The organism is Geodermatophilus sp. SYSU D00758, from assembly GCF_054049955.1.
The window spans coordinates 1-10,833 of record NZ_JBJGYK010000072.1; the positions used below are offsets into that span (position 1 = coordinate 1).

Consider the following 10,833-nt stretch of genomic DNA (forward strand, 5'->3'; position numbering starts at 1 on the left):
CCCGCCCGCCCCCCCCCCCCGCCCCGCGCCCGGGGGGTGGTGCACCTCCGCGCGGCCGCCCCCGCCGGCGGGGGGGGGGGGCGCCCGCGGCCCCCGGACCGGGTGGGGCTCAGCTGTGCGCGTTCTGCCCCACGTAGTACTCGAAGAGGAGACCGCCGACGGTGACGATGATGGCGGCCCCGGCCAGGAGGATCAGCCAGGCGTGGAAGTACGCCAGCCCGATGCCCATGGCGGCCGCCGAGAGCGCGATGCCGAACGGCCAGTAGCTGCCCGGGCTGAAGAACCCGAGCTCACCGGCGCCGTCCGCGATCTCGGCGTCCTTGCGGTCCTCCGGTCGGGCGTCGATCCGGCGCGCGACGAACCAGAAGAACCCCCCGATGAGGAAGACGAGCCCGCCGGACAGCGCCAGCGCCGTCGTCCCGATCGGCTCCCGGGCCCAGAGCCCGTAGACCACCGCCATCGCGATGCAGAACACCCCGATGAGGTTGAAGATGAGCGCTTCGACCTTCACGGCCGTCCCTCCTGCTGCCTGCCGGACGATGCCGGGCGGATGTCAGCCATCGGCCCGCTGGGAGTCGGTGACCAGGTCGAAGGGCCTGGTGCTGATCGCCTCGCCGGGCTCGCCGATGCTCTCGAGCGCGTCGTAGGTCGTCAGCCCCGACTCGCGCGCGGCCAGGTAGGCGTCGTAGTCGTCCGGCGACACCGCCCGGACCTCGAAGTTCATGTAGGCGTGGTAGGTGCCGCACAGCTCGGCGCACCGGCCGACGAACGCGCCCTCCTCGCGGATGGTCATCTCGAAGACGTTGTCGACGCCGTTCTCGTTGCCGGGGATGACGTCGAGCTTGAAGAGGAACTCCGGCACCCAGAAGGAGTGGATGACGTCGGCCGAGGCCAGGTCGAAACGCACCGTCTGGTCGGTCGGCAGCACGAGGATCGGGATCTCGTCACTCGTGCCCACGGTGTTCACCGGCTCCCCGGTCGCCTCGTCGAGGGTCTCGGGGTAGACGAACTGCCAGTTCCACTTGAACGCGTTGACCGCGACGACGACATCGGGGTCGGCGCTGCGCTCCTGGACCCGGTTCTGCACCACGACCGTGAAGAAGAACAGCCCGGCGATGATGAGGAACGGGATGATCGTGTAGACGATCTCCAGCGGCAGGTTGTACGCCGTCTGCCGGGGCAGCTCGTCACCGCGCTTCTTGTAGCGCATGATCGCGTAGAAGATCAGGCCCCACACGAGGGTTCCCACGATCATCGCGGCGATGATCGAGCCGACCCACAGGTCGTGCATCGCCTCGGCCTCGTCGGTGACGCCCTCGGGCCAGCCGATCTCCCAGAACTGGTCCCAGTTCACCGCACGCCCCCGCCCGTTCGGTCCACCGGGAGACCGAGCGCGGCCAGCCGCGCGGGCCTGCTGCCTCGAGCCACTGCTCGCTGCCTCCTCCTCCGTCCGGGCCGGCCGGACGGTCCTCCGGCGGGGTCGCCCGCCGGCTCCCGGCAGACGACGTCCAACGCCGACGTCAGTCTGGGCCGAGCGTAACGGACCCCCTGTGGGCGCCGACCACCGGAGACGGGTGTGCGGCGGGTCGTGCCGCCCGCGGACGGCACGCCCGTCGCCGCGGTCCCGGCCGCCCGTGAGGCGTCTCACCGCCACCCCGATCGGCAGGTCCCGGCGGTTACAGTCGGGAGCGTGTGGACGCGGCTGCTGACCCCCCGGTGGGTGCTCGGCCACCTGGTCGTGGCGGCGCTGTTCGTCGCCACCTTCTTCCTGGGTTACTGGCAGCTCACCAAGGCCGAGGCCGGTGGCGGGGCCGTCAACTGGAGCTACGCCCTGCAGTGGCCGCTCTACGGGTTCATGGGCCTGGGCTTCTACGTCAAGATGGCCCGGGACGAGCTGCACCGCGACCCCGACGAGGACGAGCCCGGCACCGCCGTCGTCCTCTACCAGCGGCCGCGCGTCGACACGACCGGCGACCCCGAGCTGGCGGCCTACAACGCCTACCTGGCCGAGCTCAACGCCAAGGCCCTGGGCCAGCGGGGCGACCGTGTCGGCTGAGCGCACCGCGACCGCCACGCGGCTGCCGCGGGCCCTGGCGCGCCGGGTCGGGAAGGACGTCCCCGCCGCCCTCACCCGCTACCGCGTCATGGCCTGGGTGGTCGGCGTCCTGCTCGTCGCCCTCGTGCTGGTGGCCGTCCCGCTGAAGTACGCCGCGGGGATCGAGGGCCCGGTGACCGTCCTCGGCACGCTGCACGGCTGGCTCTACTTCATCTTCTTCCTCACCGCGTGCGACCTGGCACTCCGCGCCCGCTGGACCCTCAAGGGTGCGCTGCTGGTCCTCGTGGCCGGTACCGTGCCCGTGCTGTCCTTCTACGCCGAGCGCGTCGCCACCCGGCGGACCCGCGCCGGCGAGCGCGTCTGAGGGCCGCGGCCCCGCCGCGCCCGGACGCGCCCTGACCCCCGGGAGACTCGCGCCCCATGTGCGGCCTGCTGGCCTACCTGTCCACCGACGCCGACCGGGTCGGCGACCCCCACGTCTCCGCCGTCCGCGAGGCGCTGTGCTGCCTGCACCACCGCGGCCCCGACGACACCGCGGTGTGGTCCGACACCCGCGCCGTCCTCGGCTTCAACCGGCTGTCGATCATCGACCTGGAGGGCAGCCCGCAGCCCCTCCCCTACGCCGGCGACCGGTACCGGATCCTCTTCAACGGCGAGATCTACAACTACCTCGAGCTGCGCGAGGAGCTCGCCGCTGCGGGCGCGGACCTGCGCACGCACGGTGACACCGAGACGATCGTGGCCGGGTACCACCTGTGGGGGCCGGACGTCGTCCGCCGGCTGCGGGGCATGTTCGCGTTCGTCATCTGGGACACCGAGACGCGGACGGCCTTCGGGGCCCGCGACCCGTTCGGCATCAAGCCGCTGTTCACCGCGCGGCTGGCCGACGGCGGGCTGGTCTTCAGCTCCGAGAAGAAGGCCGTCCTCGAACTGCTCGGCGGGAGCGCGGCCGCCGGCGGCGTGGACCCGGCGTCGCTGCAGCACTACCTGACGCTGCAGTACGTGCCCGAGCCGGCCACCCTGCACCGCGGGATCCGGCGCATCGAGAGCGGCACGACCTTCACCGTGGTGGACGGCGAGCTGTCGACGACGCGCTACTTCCACCCGACGTTCCGCCCGCAGCCGGTGCCGGCCGGGCGGGAGCAGGAGCTGTACGACCGGATCGCGGCGGTCCTCGACGACTCGGTGGCCAAGCACATGCGCGCCGACGTCACCGTGGGCTCGTTCCTCTCCAGCGGCATCGACTCCACGGCGATCGCCGCGCTCGCCCACCGGTACAACCCGGACCTGATGACCTTCACGGTCGGCTTCGAGCGGGAGTCGACCTCGGAGGTGGACATCGCCGCCGAGTCGGCCGCGGCGCTCGGCGTCCGCCACGTGCCGGTCGTCATCGACGCCGAGCAGTTCGCCGCGGCCATCCCCGAGGTGGTCTGGTACCTCGACGACCCGGTCGCCGACCCCGCGCTCGTGCCCCTGTACTTCGTGGCCCGGGAGGCCCGCAAGCACGTCAAGGTGGTGCTCTCCGGGGAGGGCGCCGACGAGCTGTTCGGCGGCTACACCATCTACCGGGAGCCGCTGAGCCTGGCGTGGGCCGAGCGGGTGCCGCGGTCCGGCCGGCGGGCCATGGCCGCGTTGTCGGACCGGCTGCCCGAGGGCATGCGGGGCAAGGACCTGCTGCGGCGGGCGTCGATCCCGCTCGAGGAGCGCTACTACGGCAACGCCCGCAACCTCTCCCCCGCCGAGCTCGCCCGGCTGATGCGCGGCCACGACCCGGACCTGTCGCACGTCGCGGTCACCGAGAGCCTCTACCGGCGCACCCGGGAAGCCGGGTACGACGACGTGACGGCGATGCAGTACGTCGACCTGTTCACCTGGCTGCGCGGCGACATCCTGGTCAAGGCCGACAAGATGACCATGGCCAACTCGCTCGAGCTGCGCGTGCCCTTCCTCGACCCCGAGGTGTTCGCCCTCGCCAGCACCATCCCGCTGGACGAGCGCGTGCCCCGCCGCGGTCAGGGCGACCGCAAGGGGGCCACCAAGTACGCGCTGCGGCGGGCCATGGAGCAGATCGTCCCGCCGGCCATCCTGCACCGGCGCAAGCTGGGCTTCCCCGTGCCGACGGCGGACTTCCTCGCCGGGCCGCTGCACGGCTGGGCCCGCGACATCGTGACCGCGAGCCAGACCGACGAGTGGCTGGACCGCGGCCAGGTCCTCGCCCTGCTCGAGCAGCTGCGCACCGCCGAGGTGCCGAGCAAGCGCACCGCCCGCCAGGTGTGGGAGGTGCTCGTGTTCATGGTCTGGCACGGGATCTTCGTCGAGGAGCGGATCAAGCCCGAGATCCCGGAGACGGTCTACCCGGTCCAGGTCTGACGCCCCGCGACCCCGCCGGCCGGGGACGGCTCCGCGCCGCCCGGGGACGGCTCCCGGCCGCGGTGCGCCCGAGGAGCGGGGGCCCGCAGGGTCCCCCGAGGAGGGCACGACCGAGCGGCTCAGCGCCGCCCGGGGACGGCTCCTGGCCGCGGTGCGGTCCGGAGGACCGCGGATCACACAGCACGACGCCCGGCCCCCCACGCGGGGAGCCGGGCGTCGTCGGGTCAGGCGGGGCTCAGCTGAAGGAGTCCCCGCACGCGCACGAGCCCGTGGCGTTCGGGTTGTCGATCGTGAAGCCCTGCTTCTCGATGGTGTCGACGAAGTCGATCACCGCGCCGCCGAGGTAGGGGCCGCTCATGCGGTCCACGATGACCTCGACGCCGTTGAAGTCGTAGGTCTGGTCGCCGTCGAGGAAGCGCTCGTCGAAGAACAGCTGGTACCGCAGCCCGGAACACCCGCCCGGCTGGACGGCGATGCGCAGCCGCAGGTCGTCGCGACCCTCCTGGTCGAGCAGCGCCTTGACCTTCGCGGCAGCGGGGTCGCTCAGGATGACGCCGGTCGCCGCGGTGTCCTGCACCGTCATGTCTGTAGTCCTCCCAGGTTCGAGGGGTGCCTGCACCAGGCACGTCCTGCACCAGGCAACGCCGCCGGAGCGGCTCCTCTTCCCACTGTACGGCGCGGGGTCGCACGCACCAGGGACGACGGGTCCCGCACGTAGACTCGGGGCCGTGAAGCTGCGCCTGCCCGGCCGTCGTGACCGCGCCGAGGTCGCCCCCGAGGCCACCGAGGCGGCCCCGTCGCTGGTGAAGGCCGGCGGCAAGGGCCGGCCCACCCCCAAGCGTCACGAGGCGCAGGGCCGCCGGCCCGGCCCCCCTCCGCCGCCTCCCACCACGCGCAAGGAGGCCTACAAGCGGATGCGGGAGCAGCAGGCCGCCCAGCGCGGGACCGCCCGTTCCGCGGCCCTGCGCGGGGACGACAGCTACCTGCCGGCCCGCGACCGGGGGCCGGTCCGCAAGCTGGTGCGTGACGTGGTCGACGCCCGCCGCAACGCCGGGAGCTGGTTCCTCGTCGTGGCGGCACTGGTGCTGGTCGGCTACTTCATCCCGAGCCCGGCGGTGCAGAGCTACACCGTCTTCCTCTGGTTCCTGTTCTTCCTCGTCATCATCGCCGACTCCTTCGTGCTCGGCCGCCGGATCAAGCGGAAGGTGCTCGAGCGCTTCCCGAACCAGGACCACAGGATGCGCGGCCTCGTCTGGTACGGCGTCAGCCGCGCCACGATGGTCCGCCGCTGGCGGTTCCCCAAGCCGGAGGTCCCGCTCGGCGCCGAGGTGTGAGGCCGGCCGCCCCGGCCTAGCGTCGGGGCACGTGGAGTACCGACGCCTCGGCCGTTCCGGCCTGACCATCTCCGAGATCGCCTACGGCAACTGGCTGACCCACGGCGGCCAGGTCGAGGAGGACGCCGCGCAGGCCTGCGTGCGCGCCGCCCTCGACGCCGGGATCACGACCTTCGACACCGCCGACGTCTACGCCGGGACGCGCGCCGAGTCCGTCCTGGGGCGGGCACTGGCCGGTCAGCGCCGCGAGGGGCTGGAGGTCTTCACGAAGGTCTACTGGCCCACCGGGCCCGGCCCCAACGACCGCGGCCTGTCCCGCAAGCACATCACCGAGAGCTGCGAGGCCTCGCTGCGGCGGCTGCAGACCGACCACGTCGACCTCTACCAGGCGCACCGCTACGACGCGACCGTGCCGCTCGAGGAGACGATGACCGCCTTCGCCGACCTGGTGCGCGCGGGCAAGGTCCTCTACATCGGCGTCTCGGAGTGGCGCGCCGAGGAGATCGCCGCCGGCGCCGCGCTGGCCCGCGACCTCGGCGTCCAGCTCATCAGCAACCAGCCGCAGTACTCGATGCTGTGGCGGGTCATCGAGGACGAGGTCGTGCCCACCTGCGAGCGGGAAGGGGTGTCGCAGATCGTCTGGTCGCCGGTGGCCCAGGGAGTGCTGACCGGCAAGTACCGGCCCGGCGAGCAGCCGCCGGCGGGCAGCCGGGCGACCGACCCCGAGGGCAGCCGGTTCCTGGCCCGCTTCCTCCGCGACGAGGTCCTCACCCGGGTCCAGGACCTGCAGCCGGTCACGGCGGACCTCGGGCTCACCCTGGCTCAGCTCTCGATCGCGTGGGTGCTGCAGAACGACAACGTGGCGGCGGCCATCATCGGCGCCAGCCGGCCCGAGCAGGTGCGGGACAACGTCGCGGCGGCCGGTGTCCGCCTGGACGCCGACGTCCTCCGGCGCATCGACGAGGTGCTCGGGGACGTCGTCGAGCGCGACCCCGCCAGGACGGCCCGCGGCTGACGCGAGGCCGAGCGGATCCACCACCCGTGGCGGGTTCCGCAGGGGCCGGGCCGAGCCGCCGCTCAGGTGGCGGCGAGGCCCATCGGGCCGTAGACCTCGCGGTCCCCCTCGAGCAGGGTCACGGTGGCCACCCCCCGCTCGAGCAGCACCCGCCAGTGCTCCCCGAGCCAGGACTCGGCGTCCCCCTGGTTGTCCGCGTGCGGGACCTCGACGTCCACGGACGCCGGGTCCACCTCCGCCCCCGCGGGGTCCTCCAACCGCCACCACCAGCCCATGGCCCGAGGCTAGCCGGGGTGTGACCGGAGTCGGGTTATGCGGCCACCTCCGGGGGGCATGACAGATCATCGACCGTCCGTCCCAGCTCCGGAGGACCGATGAACCAGCCCACCACCGGCGCGACCCGCGCCGACGCGACCCCTCCACCCGGGGACGCCTCCACCGGTCAGCTCGTCGGGCAGCTGACCGAGCAGATCTCCCGGCTCGTCCGTGACGAGACCCGGCTGGCGCAGGCCGAGGTCAGCCGGAAGGCCAAGCGGTTGGGCGTGGGCGCCGGGCTCTTCGGCGGCGCCGGCCTGTTCGGCTTCTTCGGCCTCGCCGTCCTCATCACCACGGCCATCCTGCTGCTCGACCTGGTCCTGCCGGCGTGGCTCGCGGCGCTGATCGTCGCCGTCGCGCTGTTCGTCATCGCCGGGGTCCTGGCCCTGGTCGGGAAGAAGGACGTGCAGAAGGGCAGCCCGCCGATCCCGACCGAGGCGATCGCCAGCACCAAGACCGACATCGCGACCGTGAAGGAGAGTGCACGCCGGTGAGCACCCCCAGCACCCCGGACGGGCAGTCCCCGCCCGCCAACGACCCCGACGCCATCAAGGCCGACATCGAGGCCACCCGCGAGCAGCTCAGCCGCACCGTCGACGAGCTCTCCTCGCGCCTCGACGTGCCGTCGCGGGCGAAGGAAGGTGCCTACCGGGCGCGGGACACCGCCGTCGAGACCTACCGGGAGAGCCCCCCCACCGTGATCGGCGCCGGGACCGGCGTGGCGGCGCTGCTCGCGCTGCTGGTCTGGCGACGCAGCACCCGCAGCCGGCGCCGGGCCAAGCGCGCCGCCAAGCGGGAGGCCAAGCGGGAGGCGAAGATCGTCGCCGCCCGGCGCGCGGCCCGGGCCAAGGCCCGCGAGCAGGCGCGCGAGAAGGCCGCACGGGACACCCAGCGGGCCATCCGCCGCAGGCAGCGGTCGGTCCGCAAGGCCCGCCGCCGCGCGCGGCGGACCGTGCGGAGGGCCTCGTGAGCGAGCGGGAGACCCACAAGGGTGCCGCGCTGGCCTACCGGCCGCTCGGCCTCCTCGGCGGTCTGCTCGCCGGTGTCGTCTCCGGCGCGGTGTTCAAGCAGGTCTGGAAGCGGCTCGCCGACGAGGACGACGCCCCGGGTGCGCTGCAGAGCGAGTACCGGATGCGCGAGGTGGTGCTCGCCGCCGCGCTCCAGGGGGCGATCTTCGGCGCCACCAAGGCAGCGATCGACCGCGCCGGCGCCCGCGGGTTCCACAAGCTGACCGGGTCCTGGCCGGGGGACTGAGGTGGCCGGAACCCGGCCCCGGGACAGCGCGGTCGACCGGATCCGCCAGCGGGTCGAGGAGAAGGCCGCCCGCCGCGCCGCCGCCGCACGGGCGGCCGCGGCGGGCGACCGCCCGGAAGGGACCGGGCTGCCACCGGGCGCCCCCGGGGAGCACCAGCAGCCCGGCATCGCCGCCGACTCCCCCACCGAGATCCCCTGGCGGGGGTGGAAGCAGGTCCTCAAGCGGGCCTGGGCGGAGCACAAGGCCGACAACATGCCGATCATCGCCGGCGGTGTCGCGTTCTGGGGCTTCCTGTCGATCTTCCCCGCCCTCATCGCGACGATCTCGCTCTACGGGCTGGTGGCCTCCCCGGAGACGGTGACCCGGCAGATCGAGGACCTCTCCGAGCAACTGCCCCAGAGCGCTGCAGGGCTCATCGGGGACCAGCTGAGCTCGATCGCCACGGGCGGCGGCGGGGCGCTCACCGTCGGCCTGGTGGTCTCCGTGCTCGGCGCCCTGTGGACCGCATCCGGCGGGGTGAACAACCTCGTCACCGCGGTCAACCTCGCCTACGACGAGGTCGAGACCCGCAACTTCGTCAAGCTGCGGGCCACGTCGCTGATGCTGACCCTGGGCGCGATCGTGTTCGTGCTGATCTCCTTCAGCCTGGTCGCGGTCGTCCCTGCGGTCCTCGACGCGCTGCCGCTGGGGCCGTTCGCGACGGTGCTGACCCAGGTCGCCCGATGGGGGCTCCTGCTCGCGGTCTTCGCCGGCTCGCTCGCCGTCCTCTACCGCGTGGCGCCCGACCGGGACGCGCCGAAGTTCCGCTGGGTGAGCCTCGGCGCCGTCATCGTCACCGTGGTCTGGGTCCTGGTCAGCCTGGCGTTCAGCTTCTACGTCGACAACTTCGGCAGCTACAACGAGACCTACGGGACCATCGCCGGGGTCATCGTCCTCATGCTCTGGCTCTACATCACCTGCTTCCTGGTCCTGCTGGGTGCCGAGATCGACTCGGAGGCCGAGCACCAGACCGCGCAGGACACCACCCAGGGCGACCCCGAGCCCATGGGCCGCAGGGACGCCGTCGTCGCCGACACCCTCCCCGAGCGGCCGGAGCCCACGAAGGAGGACAAGGACCCCACCCGCAAGAACAGGGGGTAGCCCGGGCACGCGGCCCGGCGCGTACCGGACGCCCGCGGCTCAGCGCACGTGCGAGGGCACGAACGGCGGCCGCACGGCCTGCACGGCCTGCGGCCGCCCGCGCACGTCCACCGCCAGCTCGGCGCCCTCCTCGACCCCCGCCGACGTGTCGAGGAGCGCGAGCGCGATGCCGGTGCGCAGCGTCGGCGAGAAGGTCCCGCTGGTCACCTCGCCGATCCGCTCCCCCGCGGCCCCGAGCACCGCCATGCCCGGTCGGGGGATCCCGCGCCCGAGCGCCCGCAGCCCCCAGAGGAGCCGGGCCGGGCCGGACTCCTTCTCGGCCAGGAGGGCCGCCCGGCCCCAGAAGGCGTCCTTGCGCCAGCCGACCGCCCAGCCGGCCCGGGCCTGCAGGGGGCTGATCTCCGGGGACAGCTCGTGACCGTGCAGGGGGTAGCCCATCTCGGTGCGCAGGGTGTCCCGGGCACCGAGCCCGCACAGCCGCAGCCCCTCGTCGCGGCCGACGTCGACCAGCACGTCCCACAGCTCACCGGCCCGGTCGGCGGCGACCAGCAGCTCGTAGCCGTGCTCGCCGGTGTAGCCGGTCCGGCAGACGGTCACCTCGGCGTCCCCGCCGCCGGTGCCGGTCACGAAGGACATGTACGCCAGCTCGCCGGGCAGGCCGAGCATCGACAGCAGCACGGCCGACCGGGGGCCCTGCACGGCGAGGACGGCGACCTCGGTGTGCCGGTCGGTGACCGTCACCCCGGCCGGCGCCTCGGCGGACAGCCGGGCCACCACCTCGGCCGCGTTGGCCGCGTTGGGCACCAGCAGGACGTCGTCGGGCCCGTGCAGGTAGGCGATCAGGTCGTCGACCACGCCACCGGCGCGCGGGTCGCCGTCGGGCAGGCAGCACATCGTGTACTGCGCCTGCCCGGGCCCGATGCGGGTCAGGTCGTTGGTCAGGCAGCGGTCCACGAACGCGGCCGCGCCCGGGCCCCGCACGGTGGCGGTGCCCAGGTGGGAGACGTCGAAGAGCCCGACCCCCTCGCGGACGGCGGCGTGCTCGGCGAGCACCCCGCCACCGGCGTACTCGATCGGCATCGACCACCCGCCGAAGTCCGCCAGCTTGGCGCCGGCCGCGACGTGCCGCTCGTGCAGGGGCGAGGTCCGCGCGTCCACGACCGCACGCTATCGGTGCCGGTGGTCGGCGACCCGCCTCCCCGCAGGAGTCCGCGTGGGCGGGCGGCCCCCCTGCAGGGACCCGCCGTGAGCCTGCGAACGGTGGGGCACGCGGCTCCCCGCAGGGCGTTCCCTGCGGCCCGTGCCCGGTGCGGCCCCCCTGCAGGGACCCGCCGTGAGCCTGCGAACG

General features: G+C 73.6%; 14 protein-coding genes. 9 read left to right on the forward strand and 5 right to left on the reverse strand.

The features are described 5' to 3' along the window. Nucleotides 1-109: 109 nt before the first annotated feature. Nucleotides 110-511 carry a cytochrome c oxidase subunit 4 gene (locus tag ACI8AC_RS24690; RefSeq protein WP_456900502.1) on the reverse strand — a complete coding sequence of 134 codons (402 nt, stop codon included), beginning with the start codon at nt 509-511 and terminating at the stop codon, nt 110-112. A 42-nt stretch (nt 512-553) separates the two neighbouring features. After that, the gene (gene ctaC, locus ACI8AC_RS24695) at nt 554-1,354 is read right to left on the reverse strand and encodes an aa3-type cytochrome oxidase subunit II (RefSeq protein ID WP_456900503.1); all 801 of its coding nucleotides are present in this window, start codon (nt 1,352-1,354) and stop codon (nt 554-556) included. 336 nt (nt 1,355-1,690) lie between these two features. On the opposite strand from ctaC, the gene ACI8AC_RS24700 reads away from it, so the two are divergent. Genes ACI8AC_RS24700 through asnB form a run of 3 tightly spaced genes read left to right on the forward strand, consistent with a single transcriptional unit; the run spans nt 1,691 to nt 4,426 of the window. Continuing rightward, a complete protein-coding gene (locus ACI8AC_RS24700) occupies nt 1,691-2,056 on the forward strand; it encodes a metalloprotease (RefSeq protein WP_117376197.1) in 366 nt (121 codons plus the stop codon). Then, nucleotides 2,046-2,420 carry a DUF3817 domain-containing protein gene (locus ACI8AC_RS24705; protein WP_456900504.1) on the forward strand — a complete coding sequence of 125 codons (375 nt, stop codon included), beginning with the start codon at nt 2,046-2,048 and terminating at the stop codon, nt 2,418-2,420. The genes ACI8AC_RS24700 and ACI8AC_RS24705 overlap by 11 nt, the downstream gene beginning before the upstream one ends. Before the next feature lie 56 nt (nt 2,421-2,476). Next, on the forward strand, nt 2,477-4,426 hold the full coding sequence (asnB, locus tag ACI8AC_RS24710; protein WP_456900505.1) for an asparagine synthase (glutamine-hydrolyzing): 1,950 nt from the start codon (nt 2,477-2,479) through the stop codon (nt 4,424-4,426). A 235-nt stretch (nt 4,427-4,661) separates the two neighbouring features. Here asnB and ACI8AC_RS24715 read toward each other — a convergent pair whose 3' ends face one another. Beyond that, the gene (locus tag ACI8AC_RS24715) at nt 4,662-5,009 is read right to left on the reverse strand and encodes a HesB/IscA family protein (protein ID WP_456900506.1); all 348 of its coding nucleotides are present in this window, start codon (nt 5,007-5,009) and stop codon (nt 4,662-4,664) included. A gap of 145 nt (nt 5,010-5,154) precedes the next feature. Between ACI8AC_RS24715 and ACI8AC_RS24720 the strand changes: the two genes are divergently transcribed. Together ACI8AC_RS24720 and ACI8AC_RS24725 are read left to right on the forward strand one after the other, a co-directional pair. Next, nucleotides 5,155-5,760 carry a DUF3043 domain-containing protein gene (locus tag ACI8AC_RS24720; protein WP_456900507.1) on the forward strand — a complete coding sequence of 202 codons (606 nt, stop codon included), beginning with the start codon at nt 5,155-5,157 and terminating at the stop codon, nt 5,758-5,760. Nucleotides 5,761-5,791: 31 nt separating this feature from the next. After that, nucleotides 5,792-6,775: an aldo/keto reductase family protein gene (locus ACI8AC_RS24725; protein WP_456900508.1), complete on the forward strand. Its 984-nt coding sequence runs from the start codon at nt 5,792-5,794 to the stop codon at nt 6,773-6,775. A 62-nt stretch (nt 6,776-6,837) separates the two neighbouring features. Here ACI8AC_RS24725 and ACI8AC_RS24730 read toward each other — a convergent pair whose 3' ends face one another. Then, entirely contained in the window at nt 6,838-7,050 is a 213-nt protein-coding gene (locus ACI8AC_RS24730; protein WP_456900509.1) for a hypothetical protein, read from the reverse strand. A gap of 99 nt (nt 7,051-7,149) precedes the next feature. Here ACI8AC_RS24730 and ACI8AC_RS24735 point away from each other — a divergent pair, with 99 nt between their 5' ends. Genes ACI8AC_RS24735 through ACI8AC_RS24750 form a run of 4 tightly spaced genes read left to right on the forward strand, consistent with a single transcriptional unit; the run spans nt 7,150 to nt 9,485 of the window. Further along, nucleotides 7,150-7,584 (forward strand): phage holin family protein, encoded by a 435-nt coding sequence (locus ACI8AC_RS24735; protein WP_456900510.1) that lies wholly within the window; start codon nt 7,150-7,152, stop codon nt 7,582-7,584. After that, entirely contained in the window at nt 7,581-8,060 is a 480-nt protein-coding gene (locus ACI8AC_RS24740) for a DUF3618 domain-containing protein (protein ID WP_456900511.1), read from the forward strand. The genes ACI8AC_RS24735 and ACI8AC_RS24740 overlap by 4 nt, the downstream gene beginning before the upstream one ends. Next, nucleotides 8,057-8,344, forward strand: a complete 288-nt coding sequence (locus tag ACI8AC_RS24745; protein WP_456900512.1) for a DUF4235 domain-containing protein — start codon at nt 8,057-8,059, stop codon at nt 8,342-8,344. Before ACI8AC_RS24740 ends, ACI8AC_RS24745 begins: the two co-directional genes overlap by 4 nt. A gap of 1 nt (nt 8,345) precedes the next feature. Further along, nucleotides 8,346-9,485: a YihY/virulence factor BrkB family protein gene (locus tag ACI8AC_RS24750; RefSeq protein WP_456900513.1), complete on the forward strand. Its 1,140-nt coding sequence runs from the start codon at nt 8,346-8,348 to the stop codon at nt 9,483-9,485. 39 nt (nt 9,486-9,524) lie between these two features. Here the strand turns inward: ACI8AC_RS24750 and gcvT are convergent, their stop codons facing one another. Beyond that, a complete protein-coding gene (gene gcvT, locus ACI8AC_RS24755; RefSeq protein WP_456900514.1) occupies nt 9,525-10,643 on the reverse strand; it encodes a glycine cleavage system aminomethyltransferase GcvT in 1,119 nt (372 codons plus the stop codon). Nucleotides 10,644-10,833: the final 190 nt, after the last annotated feature.